This is a genomic window from Microcoleus sp., assembly GCF_049646505.1.
GTDB lineage: Bacteria > Cyanobacteriota > Cyanobacteriia > Cyanobacteriales > Microcoleaceae > Microcoleus.
The window spans coordinates 1-19,070 of record NZ_JBARVX010000295.1 but is presented as its reverse complement, the minus strand read 5'-3'; the positions used below and the strand labels follow the sequence as shown (position 1 = coordinate 19,070).

Here is a 19,070-nt window from a genome sequence, read left to right as displayed (position 1 = left end):
GGCAGCGCGTATTTAGCACACGCAGAAGCGGCTCCAACAGCCCTCAGAAGAGCTAAATCGTAAGCTTGTTTGTGCGGCAACTGTCGGGCAATTTCATCGGATCTGCCCAGCAAAGTCACAGCATTTGCGATCCCTAAAGACGGCAAAACAGTATCCAAGAAAGTAATTTTCTTACGAGTAGAATCGAGCAAGGTGACAGATAAATCCGGCAGGGCGATCGCGATCGGCAACCCCGGAAAACCGCCACCAGTCCCGATATCAATCGCTTTCAACGGGCGATCGGCGGGAGAATCGTTATTTTCCGCCAAATTTTGATTAGGTGGCAGCAGTCTCGCAATTCCCCGCAGAGAATCCCACAAATGTTTTTCCCAAAACTCAACAGGCTCAGTAATTCGAGTTAAATTCAAGGAACGATTTCCCTCAACAATCAACTCGTAAAGCCGCTGAAATTGTTGCTGCTGCGACTCATCCGGCTGCCAATTCAGCGTTTTTTGCCACAATTCATTCATTGCCGGCAACACAGGCACTGTCATCTGATTCATCTTCTATTCCTACTATTTCGTAAACTCTGCAAATTCTCTCCGCTCCAAAATACCTAAAAATGCTTCACAGATACTAGATTCGGATAACATATCCCTTTGATGATTCGGCGGTTGAAACCGCGTCTACACAAACGATGTCGGCCTGCGCCGACTGGTTGATAAAGGGGATACCCAACCCGGATTTGGTATAACCAATAACCAATAACCAATAACCAATAACCAATAACCAATAACCAATGACTGATACTAAATTCGGGTAACATATCCCTTTGATGATTCGGCGGTTGAAACCGCGTCTACACAAACGATGTCGGCCTACGCCGACTGGTTGATAAAGGGGATACCCAACCCGGATTTGGTACGACTAATAACCAATGACCAATGACTACTGACTACTGACTACTGCCAACTAAGAGGGCGGGCACGGGGGCACCGCCCCTACCAACTGACTACTGCCAACTGACTACTGACTCACACAACTCGTTTCCTTAGCTTCTAACTTAGCCCGATCAACCTCTTGCAAATCCCCGTGGTCTAAAGTCCAAAATTTATCAGCAACGCCCAACAAATCGCTAGCATCGTGAGTGACAATCAACAAAGTCCAGTGACTTTTCAACTTACCCAACAAGCTTACCAACTGCCGGCGCATCGACCAATCTAAACCCGCCGTCGGTTCGTCCAAAAGCAGCAAATGCGGCTGCCGAATTAGTTGCACCGCCAGGGCTACCCGACGCTGTTGTCCGCCGCTCAAAGCGTGGGGGGAAGCGCGCAGCGGCAAATGTCCGAGTCCCACTTCTGCCATCGCTGAGTTAATTTGTTCTTGTCCTAATTCAGGATGTCCCAGTCGCAATTCTTCTAAAATTGTGCCGCCGCAAAAATGCCTTTCGGGAAACTGGAACACTAAACCTCCTAACTGTTGCAAGTGTTCCGGTGTTAATTCTTGTTCGCGCCAGCGGATGTCGCCGCTAGTTTTTTCTGCTAAACCTGCTAATATTTCTAAGAGGGTACTTTTGCCGGAACCGCTGCGGCCTACAATCAGCCCCATTTGTTGCGATGGCAGTTCTAAGTTAACATTTTTCAGAATAGCATTCGGACAGGCTGTAGGATGATAGACTAAGTTTTTTAGATAAAGCATTAATGGCAGTTGGCAGTTGTTAGTTGGCAGTTGGCAGTTGGCAGTTGGCAGTTGCTATTAATAGTTGAGGCTTTTTCTGGCTGATGCCGATCGCACACAATTATTTTACATAAATCTTTACAAAAATCGACCTTTTTTTTTGAGCTTTCCCCCTTGCTTTTTAGATTATTTAATGCTATCATTTGATAATGGAAATATGTGCAGAAATTTTATGAATGCTCACACTCCCATTATTAGAGTATACAGCAATAGCCAAGAAAAATCAAGATTATCCGATCGATTTTTGAGTCGCGGCCCGGAAGTCTGAATTTTTAATTTTCAGATTCCCAGTTTACAATCAATTGCTTTTTGAGAATTGACGATGATGAAAACTATTTTAGCGTCCATTGGCAAGCAGATGTTGAGTTCCAAAAAGACTGTGGGGGCGATCGCCCTTGGAGCAAGTGCGATCGTCCTCGGCCTCTGCATTAACTCCGCAGTAGCGGGCGATCCCTTTCGCAGCAGCAACCAGCAGGCGATCGGGCCCAACACCGAAGCAGCCTTCAAAACAATGTTTCAGCAAGGAAACTACAAACAAGCAAAAACCCAAATTCAACAAGCACTATCAGCCGAACCAAACGAACCGCTAGCCTATGCAATGGCAGCCTCCCTATCATACATCGAGCAAGACTTCAACTCGATGAATTCCTACGCGCAAAAAACCCGCGAAGTAGGCGAACAATTGACAAAAACTAACCCTTTGCGCGGCAACCTATACACAGCAGTCGGTCACTTTCTCGAAGGAGCAAATGCCATAGCAAAAGAAGGAACAGCCAAAGGCGCGCCCCAAGCGCTCAACAAACTGCGAGTAGTATTTCAATACCTAGATGCCGCCGAAAAAATAGCTCCCAACGACCCAGAACTCAACCTGCTTAAAGGCTACATGGACTTAATGCTAGCCACGAACCTGCCCTTTTCCAACCCCAGCGAAGCCATTCAAAGACTCGAACAAAAAGCCTCGCCCCGCTACTTAGCTTATCGCGGCATGGCAGTAGGCTATCGAGACTTAAAAAAATACGATCGCGCCCTAGAATTTGCCAACAAATCCCTAGCAGAAACACCCAACAATCCAGAAATCCTTTATCTCAAAGCACAAATCTTGTTTTCCCAAGCCAGAGGAAAAGACATCAACAAAACCCTACTAGAAGAAGCCCGCCAAAACTTCGACGCAGCCTTAGTCAAACCAGACCAATTACCGCGCAGTCTAGTAGCCGAAATCTTCTTTCAGCAGTGCAAAACCCGCAACCGTCTCGACAGCAAATCTCGCAACTGCGACCCAATGCGCGATAAAATTAGAGATGCAGGTGGCATCTGGGGGCCGACGGCTTTACCACCACTATAAAAATACCAAAACACCATGAAAGTACAGTTTCGCGAGTTTAACCCCTTTGACCTCTGGATTTGGCTGAAGTTTAGCAACGTGCCTTCAAACGGTGAAAAACAGTATGTTGAAGAAGTATTTGACTCTTGGTTTTTCTTAGGAAAACTAGGGGGATTTAATGCGGAAAATTTGCAAGTTCAAGATGAAGGCTTAGATATTAGTGACATGGATTACGATGTTAATCTAGCCGACCAAAGCATGATGGCTTTGATGCACAATATGGGAGAAATGGAGTATCAAGGTTCTTGGGCTCGCTGTTGGTTTGATTTAGGGACTAGCGACGCTATTGGCATCGATATTTTAATTAATGTTTTCCAGCAACTAAGCAAAGAATTCGTGACGGTTGAAGAATTGATTATCGGCGGAGAACATCCAGACTGGCCTGTGGAAAATAGTCGCAGTCGAGACGCTTTTGTCCCTGACAATTATTCATCATAGGTCATTAGTCATTAGTCATTGGTCATTGGTCATATCGTTTCCGGTTGCATCGGAATGATTTAACCGCAGAGAACACAGAGGACACAGAGAGAGAGAATAGAGATATGAATAATTCCGATGCTACCGGATTTGATATCATTGGTTATTAGGGGCGGGTTTTGCCGGGGATATTTGCTATAGCTAACAACACAGATAAACCCGCCCCTTCCGCGTTGCTTTCTCTATCTACCGCACGCTTGGCAGCGTACTCAACAACTGATAAAGAATAGAGTTAATAAAACCCAGTGCTACAGCGCCCAACAAAGCACTCCAAATTCCCCACCGCAAGCGAAATCCTTCGACTAGCCAAGCCGCCAATCCAAAGATAGCAGCGTTGATAACAATCATAAACAAACCAAAAGTTAGCAACAAAGCTGGAAAAGTAAACAACATAAAAATCGGTCGCACCAAAGCATTCAGCAATCCAAAAACTGCCGCCGAAATCATCGCTTTTCCAAAAGTGTCAATGTCCACCCCGATGGGTAACTTGGAAAGAATAAAAAAGCTCACCGATGTTACCAACCAAGCAATTGCCAGCGAAACGATATCCATTTGCTTATCTCCTGAAAAAACTAAACATTAAATAGGAACAACAGCACATCCCCCTCTTGTACAACATACTCTTTTCCTTCACTGCGAACTAAGCCTTTTTCCTTAGCCGCTTTCATCGCGCCCGTAGCAACCAAATCTTCATAAGCTACAGTTTCGGCCCGGATGAAACCCCGTTCAAAGTCCGAGTGAATCACTCCTGCAGCTTGCGGTGCTAACATTCCCGCTATAATCGTCCAAGCGCGAGTTTCTTTCGGCCCGCTGGTGAAATAAGTCCGCAAACCCAATAATTCGTAAGTAGCTCGAATCAAAGATTTTAAGCCACCTTCAGTCACGCCGAGAGATTCGAGAAAATCTGCCCGTTCTTCTTCTGGCAACTCTACCAATTCTGACTCAACTTGCGCCGAAACTATGACAACTTTAGCATTTTCTGCTTCTGCTATTTCCCGCACTTGTTCGACATAGCTATTTCCAGTTCCCAAATCGTCTTCAGACACGTTGGCTGCATAGATAATCGGCTTGTTTGTTAACAATTCTAAACCTTTAACTAATTCAGCTTCTTCGTCAGTTAAACTGCACTGGCGCACTGGTTTTTCTGCATTCAAAACCACAACCAACTTTTCGAGCACGTCCACTTCTGCTTGAGCTTCCTTGTTGTTGCGGGCTTGTTTGCGAGTGCGATCGAGCCTGCGTTCAATTTGAGCTAAATCTGCTAAAATTAATTCGAGATTGATAATGTCAATATCTCGCTGGGGATCGACAGAACCCGCAACGTGAATGATATCATCATTGTCAAAACAGCGGACAACATGGACGATCGCATCTACAGCCCGAATGTGAGACAAAAACTGATTTCCCAGTCCTTCCCCCTGACTCGCACCCTTCACCAAACCCGCAATATCCACAAACTCCATCCGCGTCGGCACAGTTTGCACGGATTTGGAAATATCGCTCAGCACCTTCAACCGTTCGTCTGGTACTGCCACGATACCCGTATTTGGCTCGATCGTACAGAAAGGAAAATTAGCAGCAGTCGCCTTGGCATTAGCCACCAAAGCATTAAACAAAGTAGATTTGCCAACATTAGGCAGTCCGACAATTCCGGCGGTAAGCATAGCTATTTAGAAACATATCACTGTATCAAAATATCATAAGTATCCGCAATATATCAGATCGATCGCCCAATGTTCGCGCCTGTGCCCACCTAAAACTCTAACTTTAGGTCGATGGCTCGAGGGTTTACAAATTGTCACGCAAAATATCGCCCAGAACCTGTCCCTGTCCCATCAACAAATTGGGGACTTGCGAGAAAATCGGTTTGGGCGATCGACCTGACAAATTCTGTTAAACTTCCCGAAGCACTAAAACATAATTTAGATTGGTTCAGGGATTGTCTGAGGAATAGGCCCCGGAACCGTTTGAGGAATCGGAGAAGGTACAGGTTCCGGCACCGGTGCGGGAATGGGTTCAGGTACCGGACCAGGAATCGGTTCGGGTACGGGGCCCGGCACCGGTGGCGACGAAGGAATTTCCGGCAGCCCCGGTTCAGTAGTGGGAATCTGCGGGCCTGGAAACGGAGTAGAGTTGGGAAAAATCATGTTACTTTTTTGCTCAGCTAATAGAGATGTTTCTCAAACATTTTGTCGCCACTTCTAGCCATTTTTTGATAAATAAAAATAACAAATGTGTGACTTTGTTTAATTACCGTATAATTTAATTGCCCTGTTTCCAATTAAATCCTTGAATTTATCTGCGTTCATCTGTGTTTATCTGCCAACATCTGCGGCTGCAATGTCAATCAAATATTTATACGGCACTTGTACAAGTATGCTAAATTAAAAATAAATTACACATCTATCTAAAGAGCTATAATTAACTGTTAAGCCAGCCTAAAACTAAGCCTTCGGTATTAAACTAAATATCAACGACAACAAATAAAATTAAGCGTGCCAGCACCAAACCCTCAACAACAAACACCGCTATTAGATGCCCTGCGCGATCGGGCAAATCACCATCACAGCCCATTCTACGCCCCCGGACACAAACGCGGACAAGGCATCTCCCAACCCCTAATTGACTTATTCGGTGCCGCAGTATTTCGCTCGGATTTGCCGGAATTGCCGGAATTAGACAATCTCTTCAACCCAGAAGGTGCAATTGCGCGAGCTCAAGAATTAGCAGCAGCAGCATTTGCAGCAGACTCAACCCGCTTTTTAGCAAACGGTTCGACTGGCGGAATAATCGCCGCCATCTTAGCAACTTGCGGCCCCGGCGATAAAATTATCCTACCTCGAAATATCCACTCATCGGCGATTTCAGGTTTAATCTTGTCCGGCGCAATTCCGATTTTTGTCAATCCAGAATACAACCCGGATTGGGATATTGCCAACAGCATCACCCCAGAAGCCACAGCAGCAGCCCTAGAACAACATCCCGACGCGAAAGCAGTAATGGTCGTCTACCCAACCTATCACGGCGTTTGCGGGGATTTGCGGGCGATCGCCCAAATTACCCATCAATACAACATCCCGTTATTAGCAGACGAAGCCCACGGCGCGCACTTTAACTTTCACCCAAATTTACCAGAACCGGCCCTATCAGCCGGGGCCGATTTAACGGTACAATCAATCCACAAAACCCTCGGTGCAATGACACAAGCATCAATGCTGCACGTCAAGGGCGATCGTATAAATATCCAAAAACTCGATCGAGCATTGCAGCTAGTACAATCCACCAGTCCCAGCTACTTATTGTTAGCATCATTAGACGCCGCCCGCCAACAAATCGCCCTCCACGGCAAAGAATTAATGGCTCAAACCTTACTATTAGCAGACAAAGCGCGCGATCGTCTCAATCAAATTCCCGGCTTATCAGTTTTAGAACCATCAAACACGCCCGGTTGTGCCGCATTAGACAGAACGAGACTAACAGTAAAAGTATCCGATTTAGGCATCACAGGATTTGTCGCAGATGAAATCATGCACTCGGAACTCGCAGTCACAGCAGAACTTCCCATGCCGCAACATCTCACATTTATTATCAGTTTGGGGAATACAGAATCAGATATTGAAAATCTAGTTAAAGCTTTTGCGCTTTTAAAAGTCACATCTGACACAATTGTCAATAAGTCTTTTATGGGCGGGCAAGATGCCCAACCCCTACTCCCCACAATCAAATTCACTCTTTGTGGAACAGGCATCTTGCCTGTTCTTGAAAATGGTGCAACATCTCAATTAGATGGAAGAAGTCAGAAAGAAGACGAGAATCTCTCCTTCCCCCGATTTCCCTCACCCCCACTCTCGCCCCGCGAGGCCTTCTTTTCCCCGGCGGAAACGGTAGCAGTAGACCAAGCGGTCGATCGCCTGTGCGCCGAACTCATCTGTCCTTATCCCCCAGGAATACCAGTTTTGATGCCCGGTGAAATCATTACCCCACAAGCCCTTGACTACCTGCAACAAATCCTTGCCGCCGGCGGAAAAATCACAGGTTGCAGCGATAGAAGCCTCCAAACCCTCAAGGTTGTGCGACAGTAAATATGAAGGAGATCGAAAGTAGCAAATAGTGCTTTCCTCCCTTGGGGTTGCCAACTGCCAAACTGACAACTGACAACTACCAACTGACAACTGACAACTGCCTTCTATTTAAAATCAAACTATGCTTTGGCCCTACGTCACTCCTGGTATTCCCGATGACTTATTTGAACGTTTACCGGGAATTCCCATGAGTAAGCGAGAAGTCCGACTGCTGTTACTCTCCCACCTGCGACTGCAAGCAGATTCATTAGTTTGGGACATCGGTGCAGGTACTGGTACAATTGCTGTAGAAACAGGTTTGCTTTGTCCCAAAGGTCGGATTATCGCCGTCGAAAGGGACGAAGAAGTAGCCAGCTTGATTCGCAGAAATTGCGATCGATTCGAGCTCGACAACGTAGAAGTCGTAGAAGGCAGTGCCCCGGAATGCCTCGAAAATCTGCCCCAACCCCCCCACCGAGTCTGCATCGAAGGAGGTCGCCCCATTAAAATGATTCTCAAGGAAGTCTGGCGGTACTTGCAGCCCCGCGGTCGAGTTGTCGCCACAGCATCGAATTTAGAAAATCTTTACGCCCTTTCCGAAAGCTTCGCCGAGTTGCAAGTCCGCAACATCGAAGTAGTCCAGTCCGCCGTCAACCGTTTGGAAACTCGCGGCCTCAGTCAAACCTTTGCCGCCGTCAATCCCATTTTCATTCTCAGCGGCGAAAAGCTGGATTAGTCATTAGTCATTAGTCATTAGTCATTAGTCATTAGTCATTAGTCATTAGTCGTCAGTCATTAGACGGAGATATTCCCACACCACATCAAAGATGGTGATGTGGGCCCGGAGGCTGTATCACTGAGAATCAAACATTAAATGCAATTCTTAACCTTTTTTACGTTCGCTTAACGTTCATAATACTTATAATAAGGCCGACCTTAGCTGGAGCGATCGCCTGAGTTGAAATTTTGGATCGCCGATTGAGGATGGGGGACGAACCTGTACCTTAACCATCCTTGCATCCTTGCATCCCAAATCGACCGAGCCCGCCCAAAAAACAAAATTTTAGACCATAGTTCCAACCCCCAGATTCATCTGTGGACTAAATCTAAAATCTAAAATCTAAAATCTAAAATCGACTGACCTGCCGTCTGCTGTGAGAAATTTATTCTATGCCTTGGTCTCGTATTTTAAGTGGAATAGTTGCGATCGCCCTTGCTTTGGGAATGATTATTATGGGGGGATGGTACTTCACCCTCGGTTTTGGAGTCATCGTCTACCTCGGTCAATTGGAATATTTTCAGTTAGCCAGAGCTAAAGGCATTGCACCCGCAGCCAAAACTACCTTAGCTGTCAGTCAAGGCCTGCTAATCACTGCCGCCCTGGCACCGCAATTTGTAGACGCGATGTTCCCCCTAGCCGGAACCTTAATCTGTTTCTACCTGTTATTCCGACCTAAAATATCGATGATCGCCGATATTGCCGCTTCTATTTTAGGATTGTTCTACGGCGGCTATTTGCCCAGCTACTGGGTGCGGCTGCGAGTCGGCCTCGATCCGGAAAATCTTGCTACAACCCAATTTTCGCAAACAGTAGCCAGCAGTTTGCCCGTTAATATTTATCCGTCACAGTCTTGGACAAATTCCAGCAGCATATCTTTAGGATTGACTTCGCTGCTGCTGGCTTTCTTCTGCATTTGGGCCGCTGACATTGGGGCTTATTTTGTCGGCAAATTCTTCGGCCGCACCAGCCTCTCCCACATCAGCCCCAAAAAAACCGTTGAAGGTGCCGTATTTGGCGTTTGCGGCAGCATCGCCGTCGCCGTCGCCGGGTCTTGGTATTTACAATGGCCTGGGTGGCCCTATACTGGGGCTGTTTTTGGTTTGTTGATTGGGGTTGCTAGTTTGTTGGGAGATTTAACTGAGTCGATGATGAAGCGAGATGCGGGGGTTAAGGATTCGGGACAGTTGATCCCCGGTCACGGCGGCATTCTCGATCGCACTGACAGTTATGTTTTTACCGCACCCTTAGTCTACTATTTTGTGACTTTGCTGTTACCGGCGATCGACTCTTTTTTAATTAATCGGTAATTGGGAATTGGGAATTGGGAATTGGGAATTGGGAATTGGGAATTGGGGATTGGGAATTGGGAATTGGGCCTAAAAGCATCGGGCCTAAAAGCATCGGGAATTGGGCATCGGGCTTGCAGTCAACAGCCAACCGTCAACAGTCAACAGTCAACAGTCAACAGTCAACAGTTAACAGTCAACAGTCAACAGTCAACAGTCAACAGTCAACAGTCAACAGTCAACAGTTAACAGTTAACAGTTAACAATCAACAGTCAACAGTCAACAGTCAACAGTCAACAGTCAACAATCAACAGTTAACTAACTAAGGCAAAACCCTAATTCCACCCCGACAAACCATCTCCCCCGGACTCAAAATCAACTCCTCAATCTCAACTTCCGGCCCGAAATCAATTTTAAAATCATGGAAATCACTGCTCTTTAATTCTCCATCGACTTCAATTTCTGGTGCTTCAAACATCAAGTCCCGACGGCTGGCAATCCGCAAACCAGTCCGCAACACCAAAGGAATTTGGCTACCGCCAGCGCGCAAAATTGTCGCCGAAAGCGTCAACTTCCCGGCCTCAATTTTTATCTGAGAATCTTCCAATTTCAGAGATTTTTCGCTATCTGTCAGCGGTAACATTGGCAGCAAAAATTCGCTCAAAGCATCAGCCAGCAAAGGTGCTTTCAGGGACGCATTCAAATCCGGTTGAGCGAGCCTCAAAACGCCGGTGACGGGAACGGATTCGAGCAGGCGCAGGGGCTTGCCTTTGAGAGCTTGACCGAGGTTGATGCGAATGCCACAGCCTTCTATGGCAACTTCTGTGAGATGTAATCCTTTATACACAGCACTGCGGGCGGCCGCCGTTACTTTGGGGATCGCACCGCTGAAGATTTGTCGATCGCTCCCCTCAATTTTCACCTTCAACTCGTCAACCTGCTGAACTTGCGATCGCAGCCACAACTGCACCGCCGGAGACAGCACCGAGCTCGCGATCCGGCTGCCTCCACCTTGTGGCGGTGTCCCGTGCCCATCGGCGAGATTAGCAGTCCCACCAGAGCTAGCAGCGCCAGATTGATTGTCAAATTGAAGTGAGTTGCGATCGACAGTCATAAACAATTTCAAAATATAAACCTTAAATATTCAAGCACAGAAATTTAACGGGACTCGCACCGGTCTGCGATCGACCCAGTTTGTGGCAATTGAGGCGAATTTCGCGATCGAGCGTATAAAATTCACCTGGTGTACGGGATTTATGGTAGTGTTGGTCTATGGTCGGGTCAGACCAACAGCTCTCAAATTAACAGCAAACTAACGGCGCACTCTGGGCCTGCGGCGATTCTTTGCCTCGTAGTTGTTGCACAACACATTCAGGGTTATGCGATAAGGACAATCTACACCGGGCGCAACGCCCTGCAAGGATTGCTCAGCATTAGAATTTATTCCCCGCTAGGAATTCAACATTGGTAGTAAGGTTAAATCCATCTAAACCTGTCGTATTTCCTCCCCCAACGCTCCTGCGTTGGCGGTTGCCACATTCCCGTCATGTCTGATGAAAGGCTGCAAAAAATTCTCGCCCAGTGGGGCATTGCCTCTCGCCGTCTGGCAGAACAGATGATTGTCGCTGGACGAGTCAGAGTTAATGGCAATATTGCTCGCTTAGGACAAAAAGCAAATCCCGATCGCGATTTCATCGAAGTCGATGGAGTCGCGGTGAAACCAACGGATCGACCCGCTTGTGTCTATCTGTTGCTCAACAAACCCGCAGGTGTAGTTTCTACTTGCAGCGATCCCAGAGCCCGATCGAAAGTTCTCGACTTATTGCCACCAAAACTGCGCTATGGTCAAGGCATTCACCCCGTAGGACGCTTAGATGCAGATTCCACCGGCGCTCTATTGCTCACCAATAATGGTAAGCTGACATTTTGTTTGACCCATCCGCGTCACTCGATCGCCAAAACTTATCAAGTTTGGGTGCGGGGCGATCCCCCGGAACCCATACTGCAAGCGTGGCGTCAGGGCATCATCCTGTCCGGCAGAAAGACTTTGCCGGCAAAAGTTAAAATTATCGATCGCGCGCCAGACCAAACTCTGTTAGAAGTAATTCTATCAGAAGGAAGAAACCGACAGATTCGGCGCACCGCCGAGCAGTTGGGACATCCCGTGGTACGCCTGCACCGCACAGCCATTGGCCCAATTCAATTGCAGCCACCAGGCTCGCCAATATTGCCACCCGGCAGCTACCGACCCCTAGAAGATTCAGAAATTATTTTTTTATGGAATCTAGTCAACCTAACATCAATAAGCGTGCCAGTAAATCTCGAGGAGCACAGCATATGACAAAGAATTTATTTTTTTTATTCTTCAAAACAACTAAGCAGAAACTGCACTCCCAAGAACCCGAACCACCTCAGAAAAAGCTAGCGGAAATAGGGGCTCAACTCCGCGAGTACCGCGAACAGCAGTCGATTTCTTTGGACAAAGTAGCCGTGGTAACAATGATTCGGCGGAATCTGCTGCAAGCCATCGAGGACGGTCAACTAGACCAACTCCCCGAACCGGTCTACACTCAAGGTTTGATCAAGCGCTACGCCGAAGCAATGGGTTTGGACGGCAATCAGTTTGCTGACTTTTTCCAGATCGAACCGCCGGCGCGATCGAGAACCAAGCTGTCCTGGCAAAATAAGCCTCAGTTGCGCCCGATGCACCTCTACCTTTTTTACACATTTCTAATTATCTGTTCGGTCAACGGCTTATCTCAATTGATGGACAGTTCTGCGACACCAAAAAATGGTGCGGGAACCGAAGAACTAGCCCTCGACCGGCAAGAACAAGCTCGTTTAGCAGCCTCACCGTCTAGCGCCTCAAAAAATCAGAAACCTGATGGTTACGCGGCTGTCGAAGCAGCAAGAACCGGTCAAAAATCAGATAAATCTAGCAATAAACCAGTGATGGTCAGCCTCACTTTTAATGCAGATTCTTGGATGCAAATTGAAGTCGATGGCAAAACAGAATTTGAGGGAATTTTGCCGACCGGGACTGTACGCACCTGGGAGGCCGATCGCAAATTGGTAGTTGTAGCGGGTAACGCCGGCGGAGTAATGATTGCGGTTAATAACGGACAACCCGAACTGCTCGGAGCCCCTGGAGTCGCAAAAGAACTTGTTTTTAAAGCAGACGAACTCAAGCCTTCAGTCGAGACCAAAAATCAAGGTTGATCGGGCCCGATCTCAATTCCGGTTGCACTCAAACATGATGTTAACTGTTAACTGTTAACGGTTAACAGTTAACAGTTAACAGTCAACAGTCAACAGTGAATTTACTATTCCGATGAAGAGAGGATTTGAGATGAGGCATCGGGAATGGGGGATGGGTAATCGGCAATAGTTAGTAGTTTTTCTAATCACAAATAACCATGCCCGATGCCCAATCCCCGATGCCCAATTATATCGTTTTCGGTTGCATCGGAATCATAAAATCGAGTCAACAGTTAGCACTCAACCATTCAGTTTTTCGACCCGCCAGTCAACAGTCAACAGTCAACAGTCAACAGCCAACAATTCCGGCATGAGTGCAACCGGAATTGATATTACCCATTCCCCACGATCAATTTTTATTGGGAGCGCGCCTGCTGATGTAAGTCATAGTTTTGAGCCGATCGCGCACCTCCCAATTCAAAGCTTCGCGCCGATACCGCCAGCCCCAATTTCCCTCAGCTTTCCCCGGAAAATTCATCCGCGCGTCGGTAGCCAAACCCAACAAATCTTGAAACGGCACAACTGCCAAATTAGCAACCGAAGTCCAACCCATGCGAATTAAAGACCAGTGAATTCCTTGGGGATCGATGCAGCCAAAATAACGCAAAACCTCATCTTTTTCGTACTGTTGGAGTTGATTGAACCAGCCGACAGTCGTGTCGTTGTCGTGGGTGCCGGTGTACACTACGCAGTTGCGATCGTAATTGAAAGGCCAAAAAGGATCTTCAGTGCCCGCGCCGAAAGCAAACTGCAAAATCTTCATACCCGGAAACTCGAACCGATCGCGCAAAGCTTCCACTTCAGGAGTAATTAGCCCCAAATCCTCAGCAATAATCGGCAAGTTCCCAAACTTTTGATTAATTACCTCAAACAAAGCCGTTCCCGGTGCCTTAATCCACTCTCCCTCCATCGCAGTATCCTGCCCGCGCTTCACCGCCCAGTAAGCGTCAAATCCTCGAAAGTGGTCGATCCGGCTCACATCTACATATTCAAAAAGCGCTTCAAAACGCTGCACCCACCACTCAAAATTATTTGCTTGCAGCGCCTCCCAATTGTATACCGGGTTGCCCCACAATTGACCTGTGGCGCTGAAATAATCCGGGGGAACTCCCGCCATTAAAGCTGGTTCTCCGCTTGCTTCATCCAAGCAGAATAAGTTGGGATTCGACCACACATCCGCGCTGTCGTGAGCTACATAAATCGGAATGTCGCCAATAATTTTAATGTCGCGCAGGTTTGCATAGCGCTTCAACTCTGACCACTGGCGGAAAAACTCGAACTGGACGTACTTGTAGTAATAAATCTCAGTATTTAGCTGCTGCCGCCACTTGTCCAGCGCCTCCGGTTTGCGTCGGGCAATTTCTGGTTCCCAAGTGTGCCAGCTAGAACCGTTGAATCTGTCTTTTAGTGCCATAAATAAGGCATAATCTTCCAGCCAAAGCGCTTTGGTCTGGCAAAAACCCGAGAATTCTTTTTGCTGCAGCGGCGATGCTTTCGCTTTGAAGTTTTCGCAGGCTTTTTTGAGCAGAGGTACTTTGTGCGCGATCGCCCGATCGAATTCTACTGTATCCAGCCCAAATTCCGGCAAACTATCTAAATCTTCATCGGACAGCAATTGCTCGTCCCGCAGAATTTCCGGGCTCAGCATCATCGGATTTCCGGCCATTGCTGAATAGCACGAATAAGGAGAATTGCCGTAACCAGTAGGGCCCAGCGGCAATATCTGCCAGTATTGCTGGTCGCTCTCTACTAAAAAGTCAATAAACTTATATGCTTCTATGCCCATGTCCCCAATGCCGAATCGGCTGGGAAAGGATGTTGGGTGGAGTAAAATGCCGCTCGATCGGGGAAAAAGCATAATCTATCTAAAGATATAGGAGTTCAACATTGAGAATTTGACCGATAGTCCCTGATGGTAAAACTTCGCAGTTTTGAGGGCTATTTTCAGGGCAAATACTTTTGCGATTGTCTCATATTTTCAGCAGGAACGTACTTGCTAAATATTTTTATCACCATCTCATCACAATTGCTGACCTGAGCCGAAAACATCAAGCTCTTCACTTACGCCCTTGCCTGCAATAGACGAATTCTAAAAAGCCTGCAAACAGCAAGCGAGGCTGCGAAGCGAGAATTATTGAATTCGCCTATTGCAGGCAATTGGGTTATATTACCCTGGAGCGCTTGCTACTAAATATTTTGGTCGATCGCAACCGGTTTCTGCACAAGCCTTGAATATAAATGTTCTCTGACTTGCACCGAATCTCTCTAGAGTCGTAAATTGCCCTCAAAGCCAAAAATCATCAGGAAATTGAGTATAAACTTCGCCCTTTGAGGACGGCTTGACATTTTTTGGGCAATTGCTTGGAACATCGAGTGGCAGCATGAATACAGCCAAATTTACCTTAAAGGTGAGCGAGACAACCCGTAGTGGGACTCGCAAGTTAAATGACGAGTTAAATGACGGTGGCTCGAAACAATCCGTTTGGTGCATTGCACTTTAACAAGCACCGCTACAAAAAATGACTTTAAGTCAAACAACTTCCCAGCAAAGGATGCGACTGCTTTGCCCAAACTCCAAAACACTATGCAGTAAGTCATTCGCCAATCGCATCAGCCATCGCTCTTCTTGAGCCAGCGCACAAAGAGACCGACTGTTTTTTGTATCTCAAGAAACAGTCGGCTGCGAAATTACCGGTGAAGATGCTGAGTTTAAGTTTGCTTGTTGAACAATTTCTGCGCTTGTTTGAGAGCTATAGCGCCTACGTTGTAAGCAGCCCAGCCTCCCGCCAACAAGACGGGCATCAATACTATTAGTATGCGCCAGTCAAAATCCATGAGTGCTCCTCCTAAAGTTTTTTAACAAATTCTCATAATCTATTTGTATCTCATTTTGTCGCCATTCTCCTTACTCTTCAAGCAAATATTGTCGCGAGTGAAAGTTTCTCCCCGGCACTCGCCGGCGCAATCGGGGACATCGTTTCGCAAGCATGGAGCTCGAAACTATTGCATCCGGGCCGACCCCCGCCACACCAATTATCCTACAATCTGTTTGGCAATCCCTTCCACCACCTTAGTTAGAGGGTCATTAGGGAATTGGAGCGCAAACACCCCCTTGCTAGCGAGCAGCATCATCTGGTCGCTGTGGGGCAGCACCCCTGCAACTGGGATGTTATAAATACTCTCTACTTGCTGCTTCAAATCCTCAAAATCCAGAGATTCTGGGGCTTTGTTGATAGTCATCAAAATCTTGGGTACTTCTAATTTCCGGGCCACATCTACCGTAACAGCCGTCCCCTGAAAATCTTGCTGGTCCGGACGCAGAATCAGCAGCAAAATGTCGGAAATGGTGATGCTGAGCAGGGTTTCTTCGTTGAGCCCGGGGTGCGTGTCGATAAATAGGTAGTCTAAGTTCAGAACGTCTATCAGTTCTTGAAAGCCGTCGGTAAGCAGTCCCACGTCGTAGCCTTCGCGCAAAACTCGCGCTATTTCCCCTGCTTTAATGCTCGAAGGAATTAGGAAGAGGTTGCCGTTATTGGCTAAATTTGGTATCAACTCACTGACATTGTAGGCCGTTTCGGCGATCGGACATCGGCCCCACAGGTAATCGTTCAGGGAGCGCTCCATGTTGCTCTCGCTGAAACCGAACAGTACGTGAATCCCCGGCGATTGAATATCTGTGTCTACAATGGCGACCCGATTTCCGCCGCGAGCGATAATAGATGCCAGGTTTGCAGTCGTGTTCGATTTGCCAGTGCCGCCCCGATAAGAGTGGACAGAGATGATTTTGGACATGATATGCGTATTGCAAAGATTGAACAATTATCTATTTAAGTCTAGTCATTGATTGACTTTGAAACTCTTTATTATCCTATATTTTTATACAGACAGGTTGATGATTTATGTCCCGTATAAAACCCATTTGACATCTCAGAAGAGAATACAAGCCTTTTAAGCATCAGTCGAATCAAACAAAGCTTGAGCTTGACAGTCGCATTGTCCCAAGTTTTTTCAAAGTTATTGACTCAAATTTTGCATCTTTCCACCCCAGCATTTGACCGTTCTCTTGCCCCACCTTGCTCTCACCGCTACAAAGCCGGATTTTACCTGTACTTCTTTGTCTTGTTTAGATGGTTTTTTCGAGAGTTAAAACTGGATTTTCGTCAGAATTTGTGGAGCAATCTTTTTTAACTATTCTGTGAGATGTTCGGGCGATAGCCGCGATGGGCGCAGTATCGTAATCTGAGGAATGTTCGCAGGTTTAGACTTGAAATAATCGATAATTATTATCGTGTCGATCGCACTTTCACAAAACGGAGGATCGTCCCCAGGAGGCATATTACACAAAAATCAGAGCATAAGAGCGATCGCCCGTAAAGTCGAGCTCCTTTTCTGGTGAAAATATTGATAATAATTCGATCGCACAAAATGACTTGTCTTCCCCGGTCCATCGCCCCAAGGCAAATTTTACCCTGTGTACGATCGCCCGCAATTTAAAAATTCAGACTTGATTGTTGTTTCGCTCCACCATCTCTCGTAACTGGAACTGATATTTATGACAATACTCTCACTAAATACCAAGATGCAAAATAAAGAATTCACCCTCAATTACCCGATCGGCATAATTGAGCAAAATTCGCAGCTTTTCAAGCAGTAAGTCTCGCTCAACTTCGATATTGTGAACTTTTGGTGGACTTGAAACCGTTCTGTCACCTTCTATAATTATTCCTCCATAAAGCTGAAATCTATCAGGAGCTTTTGAAAATAAGCGATACCATGACTCGAATACATGATAAAACATTTCAGCATTTTCTTGGTGAATAATTGTAATACCATAAAGCGATAATCCGTTGGTCTTCTTTTGATATGGAACTGAAAGATGAGTACACGGTATCCACATTAGAGTATCATTAATGTACCGCATTATATCATCGTGAATACTGACTTCAAACTCCATTCCATAATAATTCATGCACTGTGTATAACTCACTTCTCCTTTTTTTAAGCAAAAAAATCTATGTTCTAGTGCCATATTAGAACAAGCCTCCTTATCATATTAAAAATTGATTTAATCAACGGTGCCAAACGTTACCAAAAGAGATTATACCATATCTTCCCTGACCTAAATCTACTAAATCAATATATTTGCCTCCTGATTCATACCTCGAAACATTTGGTGTGGCTCCACTTATAAGACGTCCTTGGATTCTTCTGTCATTCAAAACTACTTGTTTAAACTGCTCTGCTAGCTGAATATATTCTTCCAGATTATTTGCACCTACCTCAGCACCATGATTCTTAAAATGTTGTTTTACAGAAATTTCTGGTGTTGCAGAACCACCTGGATGCCATGAACGAGTATTTAGATACTCATAGGCGGGATTACTGTCTCCTAAAAATTCTTCCAAATCCTCATCGGAAACATCATCCCAAGGATTCTGACCGGAATTACTTTGAAGAACCTGAACTATCAGATTAGATAGATCTTGGGCGCTAACTCCCACTAAACTGAGTCCATGTGCTAGCGATCCCAATCCTACGGCAACCAGTGCGGGGTTTCCTGTCAAACCACCTCCAATACTACCACCAGCTCCAAACAAAATTTCCGCTATTCCTTGCAAAATTCCGATTAAATCAGCAGTACCTCTTCCTGCTTGAGCTGCTTTACTCTTTTGTAAGAGTTTTTCCAGTTTGTCTCGTGCTTGTGCCCCTCCCGGTATCAGAAGGTCAGTGAAAGGTTGAAGTAAAGCTCCATTATTCTTGAGATAGTAGTAAAGAAGCCCACCTAAAAATTCTATAACAGCTTGCTTGCCTTGTTGAGATAGCTCTAACAACCTTTTGATAAATCTACGCAACTTTGCCAAAAATTTGTCCCAAGGGCTGTCTTTTTTAGGGCTATTTATATTAAAATAGCCATCTCCATTAATTACCTTCTCTGACTCAAGCTCTTTAACAGTACGAGGTGGTGGTGTCCAGATATCCTTGCTCGGCTTCGGAGGCTTCACCAAATCCACAGGCACATCCCCCTTCGGAGCCTTAGTCAACCGCGGCGCATCCCCAAATTTCGGCACATCATTCACCTGCGGAGTAGTTTTCTTCGGGTCAAACCCTC

At 46.3% G+C, this 19,070-nt stretch carries 20 protein-coding genes; 9 read left to right on the top strand and 11 right to left on the bottom strand.

From position 1 onward, the window contains the following. Positions 1-542: 16S rRNA (guanine(527)-N(7))-methyltransferase RsmG (rsmG, locus tag WBA89_RS15655; RefSeq protein ID WP_424407958.1), on the bottom strand; the 542-nt coding region annotated here is incomplete at its 3' end. A 463-nt stretch (positions 543-1,005) separates the two neighbouring features. Next, entirely contained in the window at positions 1,006-1,677 is a 672-nt protein-coding gene (locus WBA89_RS15650) for an ABC transporter ATP-binding protein (protein ID WP_424407956.1), read from the bottom strand. A gap of 361 nt (positions 1,678-2,038) precedes the next feature. On the opposite strand from WBA89_RS15650, the gene WBA89_RS15645 reads away from it, so the two are divergent. Both WBA89_RS15645 and WBA89_RS15640 read left to right on the top strand, forming a co-directional pair. After that, positions 2,039-3,058, top strand: a complete 1,020-nt coding sequence (locus WBA89_RS15645) for a Sll0314/Alr1548 family TPR repeat-containing protein (RefSeq protein ID WP_424407954.1) — start codon at positions 2,039-2,041, stop codon at positions 3,056-3,058. Positions 3,059-3,073: 15 nt separating this feature from the next. Next, a complete protein-coding gene (locus tag WBA89_RS15640; RefSeq protein ID WP_333379814.1) occupies positions 3,074-3,535 on the top strand; it encodes a DUF3531 family protein in 462 nt (153 codons plus the stop codon). A gap of 225 nt (positions 3,536-3,760) precedes the next feature. On the opposite strand, the gene WBA89_RS15635 is transcribed toward WBA89_RS15640, so the two are convergent. The 3 genes from WBA89_RS15635 to WBA89_RS15625 all read right to left on the bottom strand — a co-directional run bounded on the left by WBA89_RS15635 (position 3,761) and on the right by WBA89_RS15625 (position 5,721). Next, positions 3,761-4,126 carry a phage holin family protein gene (locus tag WBA89_RS15635; protein WP_424407951.1) on the bottom strand — a complete coding sequence of 122 codons (366 nt, stop codon included), beginning with the start codon at positions 4,124-4,126 and terminating at the stop codon, positions 3,761-3,763. A gap of 20 nt (positions 4,127-4,146) precedes the next feature. Then, positions 4,147-5,238 (bottom strand): redox-regulated ATPase YchF, encoded by a 1,092-nt coding sequence (ychF, locus tag WBA89_RS15630; protein WP_424407949.1) that lies wholly within the window; start codon positions 5,236-5,238, stop codon positions 4,147-4,149. Positions 5,239-5,496: 258 nt separating this feature from the next. After that, entirely contained in the window at positions 5,497-5,721 is a 225-nt protein-coding gene (locus WBA89_RS15625) for a gamma-aminobutyric acid A receptor, epsilon-like protein (protein WP_424407947.1), read from the bottom strand. 348 nt (positions 5,722-6,069) lie between these two features. On the opposite strand from WBA89_RS15625, the gene WBA89_RS15620 reads away from it, so the two are divergent. The 4 genes from WBA89_RS15620 to WBA89_RS15605 all read left to right on the top strand — a co-directional run bounded on the left by WBA89_RS15620 (position 6,070) and on the right by WBA89_RS15605 (position 9,965). Then, positions 6,070-7,656 carry an aminotransferase class I/II-fold pyridoxal phosphate-dependent enzyme gene (locus WBA89_RS15620; RefSeq protein WP_424407945.1) on the top strand — a complete coding sequence of 529 codons (1,587 nt, stop codon included), beginning with the start codon at positions 6,070-6,072 and terminating at the stop codon, positions 7,654-7,656. A gap of 121 nt (positions 7,657-7,777) precedes the next feature. Beyond that, the gene (gene cbiT / locus WBA89_RS15615; protein ID WP_424407943.1) at positions 7,778-8,371 is read left to right on the top strand and encodes a precorrin-6Y C5,15-methyltransferase subunit CbiT; all 594 of its coding nucleotides are present in this window, start codon (positions 7,778-7,780) and stop codon (positions 8,369-8,371) included. Positions 8,372-8,805: 434 nt separating this feature from the next. After that, positions 8,806-9,723, top strand: a complete 918-nt coding sequence (locus WBA89_RS15610; protein ID WP_424407941.1) for a phosphatidate cytidylyltransferase — start codon at positions 8,806-8,808, stop codon at positions 9,721-9,723. A 14-nt stretch (positions 9,724-9,737) separates the two neighbouring features. Further along, positions 9,738-9,965, top strand: a complete 228-nt coding sequence (locus tag WBA89_RS15605; RefSeq protein WP_424407939.1) for a hypothetical protein — start codon at positions 9,738-9,740, stop codon at positions 9,963-9,965. Positions 9,966-10,025: 60 nt separating this feature from the next. On the opposite strand, the gene WBA89_RS15600 is transcribed toward WBA89_RS15605, so the two are convergent. Then, positions 10,026-10,817 (bottom strand): DUF2993 domain-containing protein, encoded by a 792-nt coding sequence (locus WBA89_RS15600; protein ID WP_424407937.1) that lies wholly within the window; start codon positions 10,815-10,817, stop codon positions 10,026-10,028. A 432-nt stretch (positions 10,818-11,249) separates the two neighbouring features. Here WBA89_RS15600 and WBA89_RS15595 point away from each other — a divergent pair, with 432 nt between their 5' ends. From WBA89_RS15595 to WBA89_RS15585, 3 genes are all read left to right on the top strand, one after another. Beyond that, positions 11,250-12,044, top strand: a complete 795-nt coding sequence (locus WBA89_RS15595; RefSeq protein ID WP_424407935.1) for a pseudouridine synthase — start codon at positions 11,250-11,252, stop codon at positions 12,042-12,044. Continuing rightward, positions 12,041-12,922 carry a helix-turn-helix domain-containing protein gene (locus WBA89_RS15590; RefSeq protein WP_424407933.1) on the top strand — a complete coding sequence of 294 codons (882 nt, stop codon included), beginning with the start codon at positions 12,041-12,043 and terminating at the stop codon, positions 12,920-12,922. The genes WBA89_RS15595 and WBA89_RS15590 overlap by 4 nt, the downstream gene beginning before the upstream one ends. 197 nt (positions 12,923-13,119) lie before the next feature. Continuing rightward, entirely contained in the window at positions 13,120-13,275 is a 156-nt protein-coding gene (locus tag WBA89_RS15585; RefSeq protein WP_424407931.1) for a hypothetical protein, read from the top strand. A gap of 35 nt (positions 13,276-13,310) precedes the next feature. Here WBA89_RS15585 and malQ read toward each other — a convergent pair whose 3' ends face one another. The 5 genes from malQ to WBA89_RS15560 form a co-directional block, all read right to left on the bottom strand. Then, the gene (gene malQ / locus WBA89_RS15580) at positions 13,311-14,819 is read right to left on the bottom strand and encodes a 4-alpha-glucanotransferase (RefSeq protein WP_424407929.1); all 1,509 of its coding nucleotides are present in this window, start codon (positions 14,817-14,819) and stop codon (positions 13,311-13,313) included. A gap of 851 nt (positions 14,820-15,670) precedes the next feature. After that, the gene (locus WBA89_RS15575; RefSeq protein WP_424407927.1) at positions 15,671-15,796 is read right to left on the bottom strand and encodes a photosystem II protein Y; all 126 of its coding nucleotides are present in this window, start codon (positions 15,794-15,796) and stop codon (positions 15,671-15,673) included. Between the two features lie 198 nt (positions 15,797-15,994). Beyond that, complete coding sequence (locus WBA89_RS15570) at positions 15,995-16,753, bottom strand: MinD/ParA family ATP-binding protein (protein ID WP_424407924.1); 759 nt, start codon at positions 16,751-16,753, stop codon at positions 15,995-15,997. Positions 16,754-17,528: 775 nt separating this feature from the next. Continuing rightward, a complete protein-coding gene (locus tag WBA89_RS15565) occupies positions 17,529-17,990 on the bottom strand; it encodes a hypothetical protein (RefSeq protein WP_373536392.1) in 462 nt (153 codons plus the stop codon). Positions 17,991-18,030: 40 nt separating this feature from the next. Next, the coding region (locus WBA89_RS15560) for a hypothetical protein (RefSeq protein ID WP_424407922.1) at positions 18,031-19,070 on the bottom strand (1,040 nt) is incomplete at its 5' end.

Bases quoted from the DNA above. Each gene is read 5' to 3' on its own strand.
- WBA89_RS15650 (WP_424407956.1), bottom strand. From the start codon at position 1,677: ATGCTTTATCTAAAAAACTTAGTCTATCATCCTACAGCCTGTCCGAAT.
- WBA89_RS15645 (WP_424407954.1), top strand. From the start codon at position 2,039: ATGATGAAAACTATTTTAGCGTCCATTGGCAAGCAGATGTTGAGTTCC.
- WBA89_RS15640 (WP_333379814.1), top strand. From the start codon at position 3,074: ATGAAAGTACAGTTTCGCGAGTTTAACCCCTTTGACCTCTGGATTTGG.
- WBA89_RS15635 (WP_424407951.1), bottom strand. From the start codon at position 4,126: ATGGATATCGTTTCGCTGGCAATTGCTTGGTTGGTAACATCGGTGAGC.
- ychF (WP_424407949.1), bottom strand. From the start codon at position 5,238: ATGCTTACCGCCGGAATTGTCGGACTGCCTAATGTTGGCAAATCTACT.
- WBA89_RS15625 (WP_424407947.1), bottom strand. From the start codon at position 5,721: ATGATTTTTCCCAACTCTACTCCGTTTCCAGGCCCGCAGATTCCCACT.
- cbiT (WP_424407943.1), top strand. From the start codon at position 7,778: ATGCTTTGGCCCTACGTCACTCCTGGTATTCCCGATGACTTATTTGAA.
- WBA89_RS15610 (WP_424407941.1), top strand. From the start codon at position 8,806: ATGCCTTGGTCTCGTATTTTAAGTGGAATAGTTGCGATCGCCCTTGCT.
- WBA89_RS15600 (WP_424407937.1), bottom strand. From the start codon at position 10,817: ATGACTGTCGATCGCAACTCACTTCAATTTGACAATCAATCTGGCGCT.
- WBA89_RS15595 (WP_424407935.1), top strand. From the start codon at position 11,250: ATGTCTGATGAAAGGCTGCAAAAAATTCTCGCCCAGTGGGGCATTGCC.
- WBA89_RS15590 (WP_424407933.1), top strand. From the start codon at position 12,041: ATGACAAAGAATTTATTTTTTTTATTCTTCAAAACAACTAAGCAGAAA.
- WBA89_RS15585 (WP_424407931.1), top strand. From the start codon at position 13,120: ATGCCCGATGCCCAATCCCCGATGCCCAATTATATCGTTTTCGGTTGC.
- malQ (WP_424407929.1), bottom strand. From the start codon at position 14,819: ATGCTTTTTCCCCGATCGAGCGGCATTTTACTCCACCCAACATCCTTT.
- WBA89_RS15575 (WP_424407927.1), bottom strand. From the start codon at position 15,796: ATGGATTTTGACTGGCGCATACTAATAGTATTGATGCCCGTCTTGTTG.
- WBA89_RS15570 (WP_424407924.1), bottom strand. From the start codon at position 16,753: ATGTCCAAAATCATCTCTGTCCACTCTTATCGGGGCGGCACTGGCAAA.
- WBA89_RS15565 (WP_373536392.1), bottom strand. From the start codon at position 17,990: ATGGCACTAGAACATAGATTTTTTTGCTTAAAAAAAGGAGAAGTGAGT.